The sequence below is a fragment of the Candidatus Nanosyncoccus alces genome, from assembly GCF_004138395.1.
Lineage (GTDB): Bacteria > Patescibacteriota > Saccharimonadia > Saccharimonadales > Saccharimonadaceae > Nanosyncoccus > Nanosyncoccus alces.
The window spans coordinates 1-16,097 of sequence record NZ_PRLM01000006.1; the positions used below are offsets into that span (position 1 = coordinate 1).

Genomic DNA, 16,097 nt, shown 5'->3' on the forward strand with positions numbered 1-16,097 from the left:
TTAAGCGCTAAGTATTCTCCGTATGACGAGTCTTTCAAAACCTCAGAAGCCATTATGCGTTTCTTGGCTTCCTCGCGTGGCATGGCGAAGATTTTGCGCAGATGATAACGCGGAGATTGCTTTGGATTAAAGTTGCCGTCGGCGGTGATATCGTAGATATTTTCCGGGTGCTTATCGAAGCCATTTTGCGGTTTGCCTCCGGCAGCAAATCTTCCCCTGTTATCGCGCTTAATCACCGATTGTGTACAATCGGTGGATTTTTTAGTCTTTTTTGCCATTTTTAGCCTCCACTTTTGGCGTAAATTCTTGCCAGCCCTCGTCACTTTCGTCCGGGCCAATTTTATTGATGTAGCGGAAGTAGCGCTTGCGAATTACGTCGCAGAATTTTGGATCTAGCTCCATGCCGTAGCAGATTCGACCTGTCTGCTCGGCGGCGATTATGGAACTTCCGCTTCCGGTAAAGAGGTCAAGCACGATCTGGTTTGGTCTTGAACTATTCATCATCGCGTTCGCGCCGAGCGTGACCGGCTTCTGAGTAGGATGAACATAGGTCGTTACCTTATCGCGGTCAAAATCCCAGACTGTTGACTCGTTGCGGAAGTTTTCAAGCATCTTTACGAGATCTTCTTTCTTCATTTCGTTCAGATCTCGGCGCTTAAGACCGAGAACGGTCTTTTTGTCGCGTCCGCCATACCACTTCGCGTGATGGTCTTTACGCCAGAGGTACATACAAGCTTCGTGCGCGTAGTGATAGTCGTAGCGACCGAGCGTCATACCCTTATTCCAGATGAGTTCCTCTTTGTAGACGAATCCTACATCCTCGAGCGCCTTTCTGAACTCGATGTGATTGCTGCTCGCGAACCAGCAATAGACCGCCGCTTCTGGCGATACGAAGCCCTCGGCGGCAGAGAATGCGTCATATAGAAAATCGTAGAGAACATTATCTTTGAGGTCGTCATTCTTGATGGAGCCACATTTTTTACTCGTATAGTTCACACCATAAGGCGGATCGGTGTAGAGCAGACTAGCTATCTGGCCGTTCATGAGTTTGGTGACATCTTCAAGTTTTGTAGAATCGCCACACATCAGTCGGTGTTCGCCGAGTTGATAGACCTCGCCGTATTTACTAATCGGCTCATTTTCTTCATCTAACTCCGGTGCGATATCTTCCTCGATCTCTTTTTCCGACTCATCTAGCTCAATATCTAAACCCCAGTCGGAGAGGTCGACATCTCCCCATTCTTCGGCCAGCTTGTCCATATCCCACTCGCCATTATTGACGTTATCGCGAATGACGATTTCTCGCTCGCGTTCTTCGGTCAGGCCTTTCAAAAGATAAGTTGGCACTTCTTTTAGGCCTAGAACTTTTGCAGCATCATATCGTTGATTACCGGCAAGGATTACAAGTTCGCCGGTACGATCGGAGAGAAGAAGTGGCCGCGCTTCGAAGTAGTCCGGATTATCTTTGATGGACTTTACAAGAATCTGAAAATCCTCGCTACTGATTTTGCGCGGATTATTTTCTAATTTTCTTAAATCTTCGAGCTTTCGATATTCCATTGATATCCTTTCCGTCCTGAACTCGGACTTTATATTCTTTACCGTAAACATTTATTTCGGCTTCGCCGTCTTTAACCTTTTTTGTCACGTCGATAGCCTGTTTGTGGATATGAACGACTACTTGGCCGTCGTTATCTGATTTTGCGTTGATGATTTCTATCATAAGATCTCCTTTCTTGATATTTCCGACTAGATTCTTCGAGAATCTCAATTAAGTCGGCGATGGTTTCCGGTGGGAACTTCCCACGATATCCAACAAACTGCATCTCAAATCGTTTCCGGAAGCCATCTTCGGCTTCATCGGTGACGATTCCAACTTCGATTGCAATTCGGTTTAGTGGCAGATAGAAAAGGTACAACCTTTTACCGCGTACTCGCGCCCAGAAGTCTTTATTTAGCCCTCGGTCGACTAAAATATCGTCTAGCGCATACATGGTTTGCTCTAGAACTTCTAGATACCGATACTTGGTTATGTATCTACCTTTACGGGTAGCAAAGCGGTCACAAACGACACGCGTGGTCGTCAGCGTCTCTAGCTCCCGGAGTGAAATGTTTTTCATTCCGTATTCCTTGTTTAGTTGATAAAAAAAGAGGCTCGTTATGAGCCGCAATTGATTACTTTATATTATACCATAAATGTTATAATTAGAGTAATGATGCGTAATACGATAATTAGCTACGTTCAAAAAGGCGCTTACTTTGATGACGATGTTAATATTGAGATATCAATTCATGACGGCACTAGTGACGAGCTATTATTAATTATTCCTGGCGTGGATGGTTCTTTGGATGGATACAAGAATAAATACCTACAAATTGCAGAAAATACCAATCTGAACTATGGCGCTACTGTAATTCGAATGAGTAATCCATACAACCTAGGAGGATACCACCTCAGAAATTTATTTGAGGTGTTAGACTTTGTCGAGAAGAATTATGATATGACTCAAAAACGCTTGCATGTCTTAGGCCATTCGCTTGGCGCTTATATGATAGGCTCTGTTGCTTCTATGTATGATTATATTGACAAGATCTTACTCATAAATCCGGCTACTTTACTTGACCTCAATGATTATAAAAGCTTAAAGTTACGCCCAAAAGACTCAAACATTATTTTGATTGGGGAAAAAGATCCCTCCGTGGAACATATAGAATTATTTAAGGATTTGGGTACTGTAAATATTCAGCGAGGAGCAGATCACCATTTCTCCGGTTCATCGTTTGAAGATTTTCTTGAGGCCACGTCAAAATATATTTTCAAAAATGTGATATAATAACCATAAGCAATAAGTTCATGTGTACCCTTATTGCTCCAGATTGCGGCTCTATATGCCGATTTTTTATTGGCCAACTAAATCTAGGAGCAAAATGTGACATCGGAAAACGATCTTGAAGTCAAAGTCGCTAAACTCGAGACGAAGATGGATACGATTATCGATACCGTCGCGCTTATCAATCGCAAGTTCGACGAAATTATGGACGATCGTGTTACTCGTAGGGAGCTAGACGAATTTAAGGCCGAAGTTAAGCGCAGTCTACTAACGCGAACGCTTCTCACTACGGCTCTAACTTGTATAATTACCGCGCTTATCAGTTATGTGATCGCGGATCTACTTAATTAAGGAGTATTTATGCTAAAAGGAATTGACATTTCGCATTGGCAAGCGAATCTCGATATCGCCTCTACTGGCGCACAATTCGTTATTTGTAAGGCTACTCAGGGGACGACTTTTGTCGATCCATCCTGCGACCGGCATTACCAAATCGCAAAAAGGCTAGGACTGAAACTCGGTGTCTACCACTACGCTTCGGGTGGTGATCCTATTGCCGAGGCTGATTTCTTTGTCCGTAATATCAAAGGATATATCGGCGAGGCTATCCTCATTCTTGACTGGGAGAAGAATCAGAATGGCCGATATCACGAGCACGCTTCTTGGTGCTTGAAGTTCTTGAACCACGTTAAGGAATTAACTGGAGTGAAGCCTCTCGTTTATATGAGCGCCAGTGTTATCAAGGCTGCAGACTGGTCATCTGTCGTAAATGGTGATTATGGCCTTTGGGTAGCCGGTTATCCAGACAATCGTGATAGTTGGGATATTCCTCAATTCATCTGGGATGTTTCGCCTTGGAAGTTCTACGCTATTTGGCAATACACTAGCTCTGGTGGTCGTTTGGATCGCGATGTCTTTATGGGTGACGCGGCGGCTTGGGATAAGTATGCCAACCCATCTGGCAACCCGGCTCCATCACCAGCGCCTACTCCGGCTCCAGCTAGAAAATCCAACGAAGATTTGGCTACTGAAGTCATTCGTGGCGACTGGGGGAATGGTCAGGAACGCAAGGATCGTCTAACCGCGGCCGGATATGATTACGGCGCTGTTCAAAATATCGTTAACCAGAGGCTTGCCGGTTCTTCAGGCGCCTCAACTGCCGAAAACTGTTCCGCGGTCTATTATACCGTCCAAAAAGGCGACACGCTTTGGGGAATCGCCCAGAAGTATGGAACGACCTATCAGGAGATTGCGAGGCTTTCCGGTATTCCTGATCCTAACAAAATCTATCCGGGCCAGAAAGTGAGGGTGAAATAATGTTACCAGATAAGGTATATGAAGCCCTGCGTTGGCTTGTGGCCGTTTTCATGCCGGCACTCGGTGTATTCTTTGCTACGCTCGCTGAGGCTTGGCATTGGAATTTGCCGACTGAAGCTATACTTACGACTCTGTCGGCCGTAGAGCTCTTTCTAGGCGCTATTTTCGGCATTTCCAAGGTAGTTTATGACCGAAAAGAAAACCCCGAAAAAGACTTGTAAAAATCTCAAATTAAGGTTAAATACAAACACCTGCGAGGATCCGGCCGCGATTTGTGGAACCGGTCGAGCAGGCCGCTCCTCTCGATGCGGTATCGCGGCCTCGCAGGTTATAGATTAACTAAGGAGAATTATGGAAATACAAGTTAAAAAAGTGCAGGATCTACCAGATCCGCTAAATATTACCAAGACCGATGAGTTCTTCGAGGCGCTCGAGAACGATGAGGTAGAGTTTTAGGAGGACTATGGAAAATAATCAGAAAACTGCCATCCAAGAGATGGATGAAACAATTAAGCGCCGCAACGACGAAAAGCTCGACGAGGCGGTTAAGCTCGTCAATGATGCTATTGTGGCCGAGTATAAACACCTAGAGGAGATCGCCAAGACCGAAGAAAGCGATCCTATTATGATTGAGGGTGAAACTACCACCGGCTACGACTGTCACATAATGGTTGATCCGAAAGATGTCGCAAAGATTGCCTTGGAGTATAACTATCCAGTTTGGCATATTCTACAGCAGGATTACCCTGATGGTATGTGGGAAGACTTAGGTCGAAAGTTCGGGCTGGCGACTGTCTATTCGATTATTGATTTATAAGGAGAAGTTATGAGCTATATTGGAATCTGCGAATATGTGATCGGGATTATTCATGACAAAGACATCTGGTATTATGTCGGCGAGAAAGATGCGAATGGAAAGCGTCTGCGCACGGACGAGCGATACTCGTCGTTCTTGGTTGACGCGAGGCGCTATGACGATTTGGATGTTTTACGATGGGAACTTGAGAGGCTTCCAAAAACTCTTACTTATAAAATTCTGGAAATTCAGCGATGCCCAAAATGCAAGAAAGAGTTCACAGAATATCCGGCGCTCTCTCGTGAAGATAACGAGACCGAGATTTGCCCAGAATGTGGAGTTAAGGAGGCAATGGATGTATATCTAAAAAATCAATGATAGTTATTACTGTGAAATTAATCATTCTATGGTATAATAATAATAAGTTAATATTTTGTGGAGGAATATGGAAGCTAAACGCACAATTCGTGTAGCGAGTCTGTTTGCCGGTATTGGTGGTATTTGCCAAGGCTTTCTTGATTCGAAAAATAAAAAAGCAAAGTACGAGATAGCATGGGCTAATGAAATAGATCCTTACGCCTGTGAAACTTATAGAAAGAACTTCTCTCACCCATTAATTGAGGGGGATATCAACTTCGTTCTTCATCCAGAAAATAGTGATGACATCGAAAAATATACAGAGCTACACGAACAGGCTTTATCTGAACCTATAGATGTTATTAATGGCGGTTTTCCTTGCCAGGCATTTAGTATCGCTGGCGAAAGAAAAGGCTTCGATGACGAGCGTGGCAACTTATTTATGTCATTCATCGATTTAATTAACCAACTTGATGAAAAATTCCATAAAAAGCCAAGGGTACTATTTTTAGAGAATGTGAAGAATCTTAAAGCGCATGATCATGGAAGAACCTATAAGGTAATTAAATCTAAACTAGAAGATTGCGGATACACCGTCAAAGAAGCGGTGCTCAATACTATGTCCTATTCTGAGCTTCCGCAAAACAGAGAACGAATTTATATTATGTGTTTTCTTAATAAAGATGATGCAGACAAATTTACTCTATATGATAATTTAGATAAGTTCAAAAGGACTTTTGATGCAACTGAAAGGGCAACGCAGATCAAAAACATCATCGATTATTCTGTTGATGATCCAAAATATTTTTATACAAAAGAAAAATACCCTCACTATTTTATGACCGAAGAAGAATTCGCCAAGAATGGAAGTAAGGATGGAATTCGCATTAATCTCGAAGAAGATATTACTGAGATGTATCAATTCTACCAACTGCGTCGCGGTCAATATGTAAGAAAGAATCAAAGTAACGTCTGTCCAACATTAACTGCGAATATGGGGACCGGCGGACACAACGTTCCTCTTATTCTAACACCAAATGGTATACGCAAGCTTACTCCAGAAGAAACATTTAGGCTTCAAGGTCTACCGGCTGGTCGTGGGTATGTATTCCCGACATCCTTTAATGGAACTAAAACTTATGGAAACAGTCATCTTTACAAGCAAGCTGGAAATGCAGTCTCTGTTCCTGTTATTAAAATGATCGCAGAACAAATTTTGGACATCATAAAATAGTCACTAGTTTACAATAGCGAAACTTTTTTAACTGGCTGAAGCCCTTTTGCGTTAATTATTCTGCTTTTAATAGAGAAGCGCGGTCTGCGCCCTTGAGCTTGTTGGTCTGCAAATGTTTCGTTTTTCGCTTGATTCAGGACTAAGCCGTAGACATCTTCTGAGTCTATCTTGTAAAACCATACATTTCCATCGACATAGCCATTCGGAGCAAAATCAGCATAATATAGTAGATCCCACGTTGAAGTTGGACCGAATGATGTGCAGTCATTTGGAATCGAGGCCGATTTGACTTGTACTCCCTCGCCAGTATCTTTAATGACGCAGTCATAGGAATGCGCTCCGGGTTCAGCATTAGTACGTACGGCATTAAATGCCAAACAAAAAAGTGCTTCACTAAAAACATCTGGGACGTTCAAACTCCTGCCTTTCAATGCATTCAGGTCAGAATTCATATTTTGCCATTTTTTGAAAATATCTTTTAGTTTTAGAAAGTCATTATCGTCAAATTCGTCACCAGAGACGACGATGCCATTTTTTAATTTTACTTTTACTGTTCTCATTTTTTAGCTCCTTTCGATTATTTTATTTAATTCATTCATTAGTTCACATTCTGCGTCTGGAATAAATTTAACAAGCTCTTTCTGTAAGAAATATTCACTACCGCCACCTCTTTCGAGAATAGCGAAGTCTACTTTGTAGTATTTGCCTTTTTCTAACTTCGTATTATTCAGCATATTATCTTCTTCGGAAAAAAGATACATGGAATTTCTAGATTTTTTAACGACTGAAATCTTATCCGGATTATCTGCGTAAAAATCGAGTGATTTGTAGTGGACTTTATTTCCGGTTTTTATGTAATACGGGATGCCATTATCATCTATATTGTCGAACCAGTTTTTATTAAAACGATACAATCCCCAAGACATTTTACTGCAATATTTTGATAAGGGTGATATCTCGTCGTTTTTTATGCCTCTGACCGATTCTCTCTCTTCAATATTTTTAATATTTTGAATCCCAACTTTCTCATCACAAAAAGTTGAACATTTCATAAAATCTGAGGCTTTTGCTATTTTTATAAGCTGAATCGTACCAAGTTCATCCCCAGGATCGTGCACTTTTACCGGTTCGCCCAGTAAGCCATTTTCGTTAGAAATAACAAAGCTTTCATTATTCATTGTCATTTCTTTGTAAATTTCCTCAGAGTACATTTCTGGGATAAAATATGGCAAAAGGTAGTCTATTCTGAGGTCGTTTTCAACCATAATGAGGTATTTATCGTCATAACCTTGATTTCTCAAAGAGACCATTTTCTGTTTTTGTTTTTTAAATGTTTTTATCTCAATCTGTGGCATTCCGGACACTGCAGTCCACTTTTCATCAAAAATGGAAAAAGGTATTACTTTTTTATCTACCTTAATTCCGATTAAATCTGGAGCAATACCTGCTTTTCGAGGATCATATGAATAAAAATCAGAAATTGGTTCGACTATTTTATCCGTTTTTAGTTCCGGAAACATAATCTTTTCAAACACAATCCTTTCCGGAAAAGTATTGATCCATCTATCAAAAATTCCGCCCATCAAGTCACCTTTGGAGCTTAATGATCCGGCCATTGACGAGCCTTTTTGTTTCTGAATAATACCTAAAACAAAATAAATAGTTTTAAGTATATCTGTTTTTCTGACTGTTATGATCTTGTTCATAATGTAGCCCTTGCTATCTATTAACATTATATCATAATCTCCTAAAAATTGAAATAGATGCCAAAATATGTTATGATATATGTATGTCATTCTATGACATATTTGATAGCATCCTAGGCAATACGATCGTGGATCGAATTCGTTGACTTATAATTATACTTAAGTTATAATTAGTATTAACGATATTGCGTATAATTCGGCTCCGCCTTAGGAGCCAAAGCTCCTATGACGAAAAATAGGAGCTTTTTTAGGACTTCCAGCAATTCTTCTCCGGAAAGGAATTGCGCACTAATATTAACTAATCTCTCGTGGAGGTACGAGTGCGTGTATTTTTGCGAGATTCTTCAGGAGCGGTAATTATGAACAGTCCAAGCCTCAATGACATTGTCAATGAATATTCCTCTAAGAGGAATAACAATGACAATGTACAAAGACCAAAAACGCGTGATCAAATAGAGCGTGCTGATAGAATTGCGGATACGGTGTGTCGCAAGATTGGTAGCACTGGTGCGCGAGCGTTCTATTGTAAGGCCGCCTATGAGCTATCAGAAGATCAAATCTATAGTTGTGTCGAAATAGCCCTAAAAGGTCGTTGCCCGGTCAAATATCTGTCTTGGTTACTATCTCATCAATTAAGAACTAACGCTAGACGCAGTTAGTTTGAGAAACTGGCTTCGCCTAGCAGAAAGGTGAATAATGAAGTCAGATATTTCATTAACTGAGGCTTTCGAGCTATTTCGGGTGGAGCAAATCGTCTACAAAAACCAGTCAGATCGCACCGAGGAAATGCATGGTCTGGCACTTAAGCAACTTCTCGAGTTCTTCGGAGAAGATATCATGATGTCGGAATTAACATTCGACAAAATTCGTAAATGGAAAGATTGGCTTTCTAAGAATAAAAAGCCAAATACCGTTCGCGGATATATTATTAAATTAAGAGTTGTCGTTAAGTATTGCCAACTAAAGGGTTACCCGGTCATCAATCATGAGTTAATCGGGATTCCTAAGCGAGACGCAACGGTTGTCGATTTCCTTGAAGTTGATGAGGTAAAAAAGTTGATCGAGGCGTCGTTCAAAAAATCGGCAGGGTATTCGCGTTTTAAAAGATATAGAAATAGAGCAATACTTTCGCTCTTATTCAGTTCCGGGATCCGTAACGGAGAATTATGCGCAATCAATGCTTGTCAGATTAAGCCCGGGGATAATACCTTTACGATTATCGGGAAAGGTAATAAGGCCAGGCTTTGTTTTATGGATGATGAAACCCATAAATACATTGACGAGTATATGGCGCTAAGAAACGATAATTCGCCGGCTCTCTTTATCTCTGAACAGAATAAGGGCGCTAGGATCTCAAACGAGGTGGTACAAATGGTAGTGAAAAACTGCGCTGAAAAGGCAGGATTACGTAAATCTGTTCATCCACATACCTTGCGTCATTCTTTTGCTACCGATCTACTCCGTAATAACACTAATGTGGTTTACGTTAAGGAATTTCTTGGTCATGAGAGCATCCAAACCACGATGGCTTATACCCATGTCGTAGATGAGGATTTACGCGCGATTCATATGTCAAAGCATACGACCGTCGCAGTGGCATAGTTGATCATAAAAATCAGCCAAAAAGTGGGCTGATTTTTCATTGTTTTTGAATAATTTTCCGACTTTTATGTTATAATAGATATCGGAAGTTTAACAAAAGGGTTCGTAGTTTACAGGTGCGAGCCTTAAGCTTTCGGTAAAAGATAACAAATCATTTTTCAGCTACAAACTGGAATCTCTAGTGGAGGCTAAACCATGAGTCGTTTATCTCGCACCTTACCTTGTAGAACTAGCAACCAGCTAGGCACTATCATGGTAAGGATGAGGTCACCGGTTCAAACCCGGTTCGCGGCTCCATTTTTTCTGTCGAAATTTGCTATTCTGGCAAAAATTCCCGGCTGTGGTGGCCGGGAATTTCATATAAAGAATTTATTTTTTGAGGGCCTTCTTGTCGTACTTGGATTTGCCGAAGCCAAGAATTAGCCAGAATAGATTTGGTAGAAAAATTAGACCAATAGTATAGCCGATGCCATGGCCGAAGACCTTCGATGTGCGATAGGCGTAAACGATGCCGGTCCAGATAGCAATTACTGCCTCGATGAGCATAGTGGCAATCACGATGGCCGGGACTTCGGAGATGCTGGTGGTTTGTACTTCGACTCCGCTCATATAATAAAAATTAGCAGAATTATTAATGCTGGCAACGATAGATCCGACAACGCTGAGACCTAAGATCCACCAGAACCAGTTCTTCATATTGACGATCTTAAACATGATGTAGGTGTTGTATATAGGGATGAGTGCTTTCCAGCCTGGCTCGCCAGCCTTTTTGAAAATTCGCCAGCTAGCGATGACGAACAAAATAAATAGTATTAGGCCAAGTGCAACAATCATGCCGAGTGTTGCACCAGCTACTCCGCCAATGACGGCAGCGTCGGTGACAGTGAGGTTGTTAGTTCCCATAAGACTCCTTATTATGTATTGAATATATTATAACATGAAGTTTATGTTTAATGTGATAAAATTAGAGCAAGGAGAATTATGAAAAAGACTACGAAAAAATCTACAAAGAAAAAAGGTGCATGCGAGTTTAACTTAGATAGGTTCAAAAACATGGTAATTGTGGCATTGGTGGCGGTAATCATAGGTATAACTTCGGCATTCGTGTGGAATATGACAGAAATGAAAAGTAAGATGATGACAGCAGAGCAACAAACTTATTTGACGGTGTTTGATGAACTGGCGAAGAATTTTGTGCAGAATTTGGATATTAGTTCGCATGGCAAGACGGTAGCAAGAATGACGGATTATGGGGTATCAGATGAGGACGGGGCGTTTTATATCGCGTTTGATTTTGTAGTGGTGGATGATGGTGGTGAAATAGTGGATGAGGCTAGAAGTGGTAAGGTGTATTTCTGGTATGATGCGGAAAGGAATAATTATTCGTACGCATTTTCTTACGATTAATATATAATGTATTACACTATATGTTAGTGGTGATGATGGTTGAGTTTTGGGAAAATTAGCCCTAGACCAAATTGAATGATAATAATAGAGATAATAATGCTAACGTAGGCTTCGATATCTACGTGCCAGATGAGATAAATGATAGCGGAGATTAACACGGCGGCGCTGATGATGCTGTCGTTTAGAGTTTCTACACTGCTGGCGACGAGAGTATTAGATTTTACTTTTTTGCCGGTATGCTTTAAATATCGGCTAAGTAGAAGTTTGGCGATAATACTGCCAATGAGTACAATGATAACAGGAACAGAATATTCAACTTCCTCGGGATCGATAATTTTTTCGATACTCTCAATGAGGATATGAATGCCCACGATAATGATAATGATGGCAATAAGTAATGCGCCGATATGCTCGATCTCTTCATGGGATTTATGAAATTTTTTGCTGGTGCCAAGTTTTTCGCTAATTATAACAATAATACCAGAGGCGGTATCGATTAGCCCGTGGATGGCATCGGACATGATAGCAAGGGAGTTGGAAATAAGCCCTACAATGACTTTGAAAACCGCAAGCGATAAATTCACAAAAATGGCAATTGAGCCGGCCTTAATGACGGTGTGGTTGTGGGTGGTTTCTGGTTTTGTCATATGCTATGATTTTAGCATGAATTTGGTATAATAGAGAGATAAGAAAAGGAGGAAAATGTTTAGTTTGAAAGGAAGGGTAGCAGTAGTATCGGGAGCGTCTTCTGGTTTGGGCCAGCAAATGGCTTTGGCGTTTGCGCGACAAGGAGCATCGCTTGTGATATTGGCGCGACGGATAGAGAGATTAGAGGAGTTCAAACCGAAATTGATTAAAGCTGGGGCAGAGAAAGTGCTAGCGCTAAAATGTGATGTAACATCTACAGAAGATATTGACGCAGCAGCTGAGGCGGCGGAAAAAGAGTTTGGAAAAGTAGATATTCTATTAAACTGTGCTGGATCTTCTAAGGACAAAGGTGTGGTAGAGATGACCGACGAAGAGTGGGACTTTACTATTGCTACAGACGAAACTTCGGTGTTTAAGATGACGCGAGCTTTTGCGAAGATTATGCAGAAGAATAAATACGGGCGGATTATCAACATTGCGTCGATGTATGGTTTGGTGGGGAATACTGAGATCCATACGGTGGCTTATCATACTTCTAAGGGTGCAGTGGTAAACTTTACGCGTGCAGTGGCGGCGGAGCTGGCGACAGATGGTATTACCTGTAATGCAATTTGCCCGGGGTATTTTTATACGGAGCTTACTACTGCAGTGTTAGATACCGATAGGTTTCAGGAATTTGCTAAGACAATGGTGCCGATGCAACGCTACGGTAAGCCAGGAGAGCTAGACGCGGCGGTGGTGTTCTTGGCGTCGGAAGAAGCCTCTTATGTAACTGGTGTCGTATTGCCAGTCGACGGTGGATATACCTGTATTTAATTTATAGAAAGGAGAAAACATGAAAACCAAATATGATGGAACTAAAACTAAAGAGAACTTAGAGAAAGCTTTTGCCGGCGAGAGCCAAGCGCGTAATAAGTATGATTATTTTGCGTCAAAGGCGAAGAAAGATGGTTTTGAACAAATTGCGGCCATATTCGCTGAGACTGCACTAAATGAAAAAGAGCACGCTAAGATGTGGTATAAAGAGCTTCACGGTGGCGCGGTAGAAGATACTGAGATTAATTTGGAGGCAGCGGCGGATGGTGAAAACTACGAGTGGACGGATATGTATGCTGGATTTGCTGAGACGGCGCGCGAAGAGGGATTTCCGGAATTAGCAGAGAAATTTGAAGGTGTAGCGAAGATTGAGAAGTCGCACGAAGAACGTTATCGTAAACTGCTGGCTAATGTAAAAGATAAAAAGGTTTTCTCGAAAGACGGTGATGTGATTTGGGTATGCCGCAACTGTGGGCATATTGTGATTGGTAAAGATGCGCCGGAAGTTTGCCCGGTTTGCAATCACCCACAATCGTATTTTGAGATAAAACCAGAAAATTATTAAAAAATGGCCCTACGGGGCTATTTTTTTGTGGAGCCGACTGTCGGGTTTGAACCGACGACCTGCCGCTTACAAGGCGGCTGCTCTACCAACTGAGCTAAGTCGGCATGACGATATTATAACACACTTTTATGATATAATGAAGCCATGGATATAGTGTTAATGGTTTTGGGGGTAATAATTATTGGTTTGTTGCTGGTGTTGATTTTTAGGAAGGCAGCACAGCCAGAAAAATCGGCGGATTTTAAGGCGATGGAAGAGCGACTAATTCGTGTAGAGGGCGAAGTGGGAAAAATAAATCCGGCAATAGATCGTAATTTTCGTGAAAATCGTAAGGAGATTAACGAAAATTTGGAGCGGATGCAAAATAGTAATGCTAAGAGCATAGAACAGCTTCGTACTGGTAATGAGAAAAAGCTGGAAGAGATGCGCGAGACGGTAGATGAGAAATTAAAGGCGAGTGTGGAAAAGAGGTTCAATGAAAGTTTTAAATCTATTTCTACACAGCTCACGCAAGTGTACCAAGGTTTGGGCGAGATGAGAAATTTAGCTACCGGTGTAGGAGATTTGAAAAAAGTGATGGAAGGCGTGAAAACGCGAGGGATTTATGGTGAAGTGCAACTAGGTGCGATTATTGAGGACATTTTGAATAAAGCGCAATATGAGGAAAATATTGCCACTAAAAAAGGTAGCGCAGATAGGGTGGAATTTGCGATAAAGATGCCAGGTAAAGATGGCGAAAGTACGATTTATTTGCCGATAGATAGTAAGTTCCCGGTGGAAAATTATTCTAGGCTTTTAGCAGCTTATGACAATGGCGACAAGACAGAAATTGAAAAATATTCTAAAGCTTTAGCCGCAGACGTGAAAGAGCAGGCGAAGAAGATTTCTGCTAAGTACCTGGACCCGCCAATGACGACGGACTTTGGGATGATGTTCGTACCAACAGAGAGCTTGTACGCGGAGATTCTGAGAATACCGGGGTTGAGTGATGAAGTACGACAAAAATACCATGTGTCTATAACTAGCCCGTCTACTTTGCCGGTGGCGTTAAATGGACTTTTGATGGGTTTCAAGACAGTGGCGATAGAGAAGCGTTCGGCTGAAGTGTGGCAAACACTTGGCGCGGTGAAAACCCAGTTTGGAAAATTTTCAGACTTACTAGAAGGTGTACAAAAGAAGCTTCAAGAATCGGCTAATAAAATTGAAAGCGCTAAAACTACTTCGCGACAAATAGAGCGAAAACTCAAAAACGTGGAAGAATTGCCAGAGAGTGAATCTGTGAAGCTAATTGGTGAGATTTAATCTTTAGAACGTGCGGATTTTGTCAAAAGGGAAGAGACGTAGAACGACTGGGCCGATGATGCGGCAGTATGGTATAGTTCCTAGACCGTTGCGGGAATCCCAAGAATTGGAGCCTTCGCGATTATCGCCGGAGACAAAAAGCTCGCCTTCTGGTACGATAATGTCCACTTCTCCCGATGTATGTTCTTTGGGGCCATCACTATCTGAAGTACGCCACTCGGTGTCATAGACAAAACCTTCCGGATGGTCCTCGTTATAGATAGTCATTGTTCCGTTTTTGACAGTGACGCGTTCTCCCGGGAAAGCAATGACACGTTTGATGATATATTGGTCGTTGACATTGGATGGTATAGTGCAAGTCATAGGGTTAGAAATGCCTTGAGCCTTGTATTCGGCAACTTTAGCTTCATCTTCATTAAGGAATACAATAATCTGACCGCGTTCTGGTACATATTCATTCCCGGTGAAGTGCGCCCAAGACACTGCCGCGCGATTGACGATTACGCGATCGTCTTGATGGAGGGTATTTTCCATACTCCCGCCGACAACGTTGTACGAACGGTAGATATATGTGTTTAGGAACATGGTGCCAATTACGATAGCGCCAACAAACAGTGCTAAGCTAAGTATATCTTTGAGGAGTGGATGTTTCTGAAAAAAAGTTGGTTCCATGGAGCCTATTATAACATTTTTAAGCCTATTTTAAAATAAGTGTTATAATATGATGGTATGGCAGATTATGTATTAGCTAGAAAGTCGCGCAATATTGCTAGCGGCATGGTGCATATTTTTCTGAATATCTTGCTTGGCGTGGGTGCGGTAATGGTGACTGTGTTGTCAGCTAGTCCAGTGTTGGGTTTGTTGCTAGTACTAGTATCTAAGTGGCGGGTGTTTGCTGTACGGGGGCGATACTTGTGGCTAAACATTAAGTCAAATTTAGTGGATTTAATAGTGGGCGTAAGTGTGGTTCTTTTGGTATATTATGCGGGATCTGCGTTGATGTCGGTGGATATATTGCTCGCTTTGTTTTATTGTGCGTGGCTTTTATTTATTAAGCCGATGTCTTCAGAGAAGGCAGCTTTGGTGCAATCTCTCGTGGCAGTTTTTTTGGGAATGAGCGCAGCGGCCATAATGGCAGCAAATTTGGATGCAACAGTGGTGGTACTGTTGGCGTTTTTGGTAGGGTATGCGGCTAGCCGGCATATATTGGTGCAAAGTAGCGACAAAGATTTCACTTTGACGACTTTGGTGTGCGGATTAGTATTTGCTGAAGTGGCGTGGCTATGCCAGTCTTGGTCGATAATCTATACTTTTGGGGCGAGTGGAGTGAGGATCCCGCAGGTTGCGATAGTTTTGACTATCTTTGCCTTTGTATATAATTATGCGCGACAGGCGATGATTAAATACCAAGACGACTTTAGGTTTAAGCATATTCTAGGCCCAGTAGTGTTCGGTGTGGTCTTGATTGGCGCAATCGTGATTTGGTTTAGCAATCCAATATTTAATATTTAAGGAG

At 41.8% G+C, this 16,097-nt stretch carries 23 protein-coding genes and 1 tRNA gene; 14 read left to right on the forward strand and 10 right to left on the reverse strand.

The window, feature by feature from the left end:
• From G3RUM_RS02595 to G3RUM_RS02605, 4 genes are all read right to left on the reverse strand, one after another.
• The coding region (locus tag G3RUM_RS02595) for a hypothetical protein (RefSeq protein WP_164998346.1) at nucleotides 1-278 on the reverse strand (278 nt) is incomplete at its 3' end.
• The gene (locus G3RUM_RS02600) at nucleotides 262-1,560 is read right to left on the reverse strand and encodes a DNA modification methylase (protein WP_164998347.1); all 1,299 of its coding nucleotides are present in this window, start codon (nucleotides 1,558-1,560) and stop codon (nucleotides 262-264) included. The genes G3RUM_RS02600 and G3RUM_RS02595, both read right to left, overlap by 17 nt.
• Entirely contained in the window at nucleotides 1,517-1,723 is a 207-nt protein-coding gene (locus tag G3RUM_RS03810; protein ID WP_164998348.1) for a hypothetical protein, read from the reverse strand. Before G3RUM_RS03810 ends, G3RUM_RS02600 begins: the two co-directional genes overlap by 44 nt.
• The gene (locus G3RUM_RS02605; protein WP_129735098.1) at nucleotides 1,692-2,120 is read right to left on the reverse strand and encodes a hypothetical protein; all 429 of its coding nucleotides are present in this window, start codon (nucleotides 2,118-2,120) and stop codon (nucleotides 1,692-1,694) included. Before G3RUM_RS02605 ends, G3RUM_RS03810 begins: the two co-directional genes overlap by 32 nt.
• Before the next feature lie 93 nt (nucleotides 2,121-2,213).
• Between G3RUM_RS02605 and G3RUM_RS02610 the strand changes: the two genes are divergently transcribed.
• The 7 genes from G3RUM_RS02610 to dcm all read left to right on the forward strand — a co-directional run bounded on the left by G3RUM_RS02610 (nucleotide 2,214) and on the right by dcm (nucleotide 6,535).
• On the forward strand, nucleotides 2,214-2,834 hold the full coding sequence (locus tag G3RUM_RS02610) for an alpha/beta fold hydrolase (RefSeq protein ID WP_129735100.1): 621 nt from the start codon (nucleotides 2,214-2,216) through the stop codon (nucleotides 2,832-2,834).
• Nucleotides 2,835-2,930: 96 nt separating this feature from the next.
• Complete coding sequence (locus G3RUM_RS02615) at nucleotides 2,931-3,182, forward strand: hypothetical protein (protein ID WP_129735102.1); 252 nt, start codon at nucleotides 2,931-2,933, stop codon at nucleotides 3,180-3,182.
• Between the two features lie 9 nt (nucleotides 3,183-3,191).
• The gene (locus G3RUM_RS02620; RefSeq protein WP_129735104.1) at nucleotides 3,192-4,148 is read left to right on the forward strand and encodes a GH25 family lysozyme; all 957 of its coding nucleotides are present in this window, start codon (nucleotides 3,192-3,194) and stop codon (nucleotides 4,146-4,148) included.
• On the forward strand, nucleotides 4,148-4,369 hold the full coding sequence (locus G3RUM_RS02625) for a phage holin (RefSeq protein ID WP_129735106.1): 222 nt from the start codon (nucleotides 4,148-4,150) through the stop codon (nucleotides 4,367-4,369). The genes G3RUM_RS02620 and G3RUM_RS02625 overlap by 1 nt, the downstream gene beginning before the upstream one ends.
• A gap of 242 nt (nucleotides 4,370-4,611) precedes the next feature.
• Complete coding sequence (locus tag G3RUM_RS02630; RefSeq protein ID WP_129735108.1) at nucleotides 4,612-4,965, forward strand: hypothetical protein; 354 nt, start codon at nucleotides 4,612-4,614, stop codon at nucleotides 4,963-4,965.
• Nucleotides 4,966-4,974: 9 nt separating this feature from the next.
• Entirely contained in the window at nucleotides 4,975-5,322 is a 348-nt protein-coding gene (locus G3RUM_RS02635) for a hypothetical protein (protein WP_129735110.1), read from the forward strand.
• 67 nt (nucleotides 5,323-5,389) lie between these two features.
• Complete coding sequence (dcm, locus tag G3RUM_RS02640; RefSeq protein WP_129735111.1) at nucleotides 5,390-6,535, forward strand: DNA (cytosine-5-)-methyltransferase; 1,146 nt, start codon at nucleotides 5,390-5,392, stop codon at nucleotides 6,533-6,535.
• A gap of 8 nt (nucleotides 6,536-6,543) precedes the next feature.
• On the opposite strand, the gene G3RUM_RS02645 is transcribed toward dcm, so the two are convergent.
• Both G3RUM_RS02645 and G3RUM_RS02650 read right to left on the reverse strand, forming a co-directional pair.
• Nucleotides 6,544-7,095, reverse strand: a complete 552-nt coding sequence (locus G3RUM_RS02645; protein WP_129735112.1) for a Bsp6I family type II restriction endonuclease — start codon at nucleotides 7,093-7,095, stop codon at nucleotides 6,544-6,546.
• A gap of 3 nt (nucleotides 7,096-7,098) precedes the next feature.
• The gene (locus G3RUM_RS02650; RefSeq protein WP_129735113.1) at nucleotides 7,099-8,268 is read right to left on the reverse strand and encodes a hypothetical protein; all 1,170 of its coding nucleotides are present in this window, start codon (nucleotides 8,266-8,268) and stop codon (nucleotides 7,099-7,101) included.
• 332 nt (nucleotides 8,269-8,600) lie between these two features.
• Between G3RUM_RS02650 and G3RUM_RS02655 the strand changes: the two genes are divergently transcribed.
• Nucleotides 8,601-8,900 carry a hypothetical protein gene (locus G3RUM_RS02655; RefSeq protein WP_129735114.1) on the forward strand — a complete coding sequence of 100 codons (300 nt, stop codon included), beginning with the start codon at nucleotides 8,601-8,603 and terminating at the stop codon, nucleotides 8,898-8,900.
• A 37-nt stretch (nucleotides 8,901-8,937) separates the two neighbouring features.
• Nucleotides 8,938-9,843 carry a tyrosine-type recombinase/integrase gene (locus G3RUM_RS02660; protein ID WP_129735115.1) on the forward strand — a complete coding sequence of 302 codons (906 nt, stop codon included), beginning with the start codon at nucleotides 8,938-8,940 and terminating at the stop codon, nucleotides 9,841-9,843.
• 369 nt (nucleotides 9,844-10,212) lie between these two features.
• Here G3RUM_RS02660 and G3RUM_RS02665 read toward each other — a convergent pair whose 3' ends face one another.
• Nucleotides 10,213-10,746, reverse strand: a complete 534-nt coding sequence (locus tag G3RUM_RS02665) for a DUF5684 domain-containing protein (protein ID WP_129735116.1) — start codon at nucleotides 10,744-10,746, stop codon at nucleotides 10,213-10,215.
• 78 nt (nucleotides 10,747-10,824) lie between these two features.
• Here G3RUM_RS02665 and G3RUM_RS02670 point away from each other — a divergent pair, with 78 nt between their 5' ends.
• Nucleotides 10,825-11,250, forward strand: coding sequence for a hypothetical protein (locus G3RUM_RS02670; protein WP_129735117.1), 426 nt, complete (start codon nucleotides 10,825-10,827; stop codon nucleotides 11,248-11,250).
• Nucleotides 11,251-11,273: 23 nt separating this feature from the next.
• Here G3RUM_RS02670 and G3RUM_RS02675 read toward each other — a convergent pair whose 3' ends face one another.
• On the reverse strand, nucleotides 11,274-11,897 hold the full coding sequence (locus G3RUM_RS02675) for a cation diffusion facilitator family transporter (RefSeq protein ID WP_129735118.1): 624 nt from the start codon (nucleotides 11,895-11,897) through the stop codon (nucleotides 11,274-11,276).
• Nucleotides 11,898-11,952: 55 nt separating this feature from the next.
• Here G3RUM_RS02675 and G3RUM_RS02680 point away from each other — a divergent pair, with 55 nt between their 5' ends.
• Both G3RUM_RS02680 and rbr read left to right on the forward strand, forming a co-directional pair.
• Nucleotides 11,953-12,714, forward strand: a complete 762-nt coding sequence (locus tag G3RUM_RS02680; protein WP_129735119.1) for an SDR family NAD(P)-dependent oxidoreductase — start codon at nucleotides 11,953-11,955, stop codon at nucleotides 12,712-12,714.
• Nucleotides 12,715-12,733: 19 nt separating this feature from the next.
• The gene (gene rbr / locus G3RUM_RS02685) at nucleotides 12,734-13,279 is read left to right on the forward strand and encodes a rubrerythrin (protein ID WP_129735121.1); all 546 of its coding nucleotides are present in this window, start codon (nucleotides 12,734-12,736) and stop codon (nucleotides 13,277-13,279) included.
• Between the two features lie 28 nt (nucleotides 13,280-13,307).
• Here the strand turns inward: rbr and G3RUM_RS02690 are convergent.
• A tRNA-Thr gene (locus G3RUM_RS02690) sits at nucleotides 13,308-13,383 on the reverse strand.
• A 40-nt stretch (nucleotides 13,384-13,423) separates the two neighbouring features.
• Here G3RUM_RS02690 and G3RUM_RS02695 point away from each other — a divergent pair.
• A complete protein-coding gene (locus tag G3RUM_RS02695; RefSeq protein ID WP_129735123.1) occupies nucleotides 13,424-14,581 on the forward strand; it encodes a DNA recombination protein RmuC in 1,158 nt (385 codons plus the stop codon).
• Between the two features lie 3 nt (nucleotides 14,582-14,584).
• On the opposite strand, the gene lepB is transcribed toward G3RUM_RS02695, so the two are convergent.
• Complete coding sequence (lepB, locus tag G3RUM_RS02700; RefSeq protein WP_129735125.1) at nucleotides 14,585-15,253, reverse strand: signal peptidase I; 669 nt, start codon at nucleotides 15,251-15,253, stop codon at nucleotides 14,585-14,587.
• A gap of 57 nt (nucleotides 15,254-15,310) precedes the next feature.
• Between lepB and G3RUM_RS02705 the strand changes: the two genes are divergently transcribed.
• Nucleotides 15,311-16,093 carry a hypothetical protein gene (locus tag G3RUM_RS02705; protein WP_129735127.1) on the forward strand — a complete coding sequence of 261 codons (783 nt, stop codon included), beginning with the start codon at nucleotides 15,311-15,313 and terminating at the stop codon, nucleotides 16,091-16,093.
• The last annotated feature ends 4 nt before the right edge of the window (nucleotides 16,094-16,097 follow it).

Excerpts from the sequence above, each read along its gene's own strand:
- G3RUM_RS02705 (WP_129735127.1), top strand. The coding sequence starts at position 15,311 with ATGGCAGATTATGTATTAGCTAGAAAGTCGCGCAATATTGCTAGCGGC.
- G3RUM_RS02695 (WP_129735123.1), top strand. The coding sequence starts at position 13,424 with ATGGATATAGTGTTAATGGTTTTGGGGGTAATAATTATTGGTTTGTTG.
- G3RUM_RS02675 (WP_129735118.1), bottom strand. The coding sequence starts at position 11,897 with ATGACAAAACCAGAAACCACCCACAACCACACCGTCATTAAGGCCGGC.
- dcm (WP_129735111.1), top strand. The coding sequence starts at position 5,390 with ATGGAAGCTAAACGCACAATTCGTGTAGCGAGTCTGTTTGCCGGTATT.
- G3RUM_RS02635 (WP_129735110.1), top strand. The coding sequence starts at position 4,975 with ATGAGCTATATTGGAATCTGCGAATATGTGATCGGGATTATTCATGAC.
- lepB (WP_129735125.1), bottom strand. The coding sequence starts at position 15,253 with ATGGAACCAACTTTTTTTCAGAAACATCCACTCCTCAAAGATATACTT.
- G3RUM_RS03810 (WP_164998348.1), bottom strand. The coding sequence starts at position 1,723 with ATGATAGAAATCATCAACGCAAAATCAGATAACGACGGCCAAGTAGTC.
- G3RUM_RS02655 (WP_129735114.1), top strand. The coding sequence starts at position 8,601 with ATGAACAGTCCAAGCCTCAATGACATTGTCAATGAATATTCCTCTAAG.
- G3RUM_RS02610 (WP_129735100.1), top strand. The coding sequence starts at position 2,214 with ATGATGCGTAATACGATAATTAGCTACGTTCAAAAAGGCGCTTACTTT.
- G3RUM_RS02645 (WP_129735112.1), bottom strand. The coding sequence starts at position 7,095 with ATGAGAACAGTAAAAGTAAAATTAAAAAATGGCATCGTCGTCTCTGGT.
- rbr (WP_129735121.1), top strand. The coding sequence starts at position 12,734 with ATGAAAACCAAATATGATGGAACTAAAACTAAAGAGAACTTAGAGAAA.
- G3RUM_RS02650 (WP_129735113.1), bottom strand. The coding sequence starts at position 8,268 with ATGTTAATAGATAGCAAGGGCTACATTATGAACAAGATCATAACAGTC.
- G3RUM_RS02620 (WP_129735104.1), top strand. The coding sequence starts at position 3,192 with ATGCTAAAAGGAATTGACATTTCGCATTGGCAAGCGAATCTCGATATC.
- G3RUM_RS02665 (WP_129735116.1), bottom strand. The coding sequence starts at position 10,746 with ATGGGAACTAACAACCTCACTGTCACCGACGCTGCCGTCATTGGCGGA.
- G3RUM_RS02680 (WP_129735119.1), top strand. The coding sequence starts at position 11,953 with ATGTTTAGTTTGAAAGGAAGGGTAGCAGTAGTATCGGGAGCGTCTTCT.
- G3RUM_RS02605 (WP_129735098.1), bottom strand. The coding sequence starts at position 2,120 with ATGAAAAACATTTCACTCCGGGAGCTAGAGACGCTGACGACCACGCGT.
- G3RUM_RS02625 (WP_129735106.1), top strand. The coding sequence starts at position 4,148 with ATGTTACCAGATAAGGTATATGAAGCCCTGCGTTGGCTTGTGGCCGTT.
- G3RUM_RS02630 (WP_129735108.1), top strand. The coding sequence starts at position 4,612 with ATGGAAAATAATCAGAAAACTGCCATCCAAGAGATGGATGAAACAATT.
- G3RUM_RS02600 (WP_164998347.1), bottom strand. The coding sequence starts at position 1,560 with ATGGAATATCGAAAGCTCGAAGATTTAAGAAAATTAGAAAATAATCCG.
- G3RUM_RS02670 (WP_129735117.1), top strand. The coding sequence starts at position 10,825 with ATGAAAAAGACTACGAAAAAATCTACAAAGAAAAAAGGTGCATGCGAG.
- G3RUM_RS02660 (WP_129735115.1), top strand. The coding sequence starts at position 8,938 with ATGAAGTCAGATATTTCATTAACTGAGGCTTTCGAGCTATTTCGGGTG.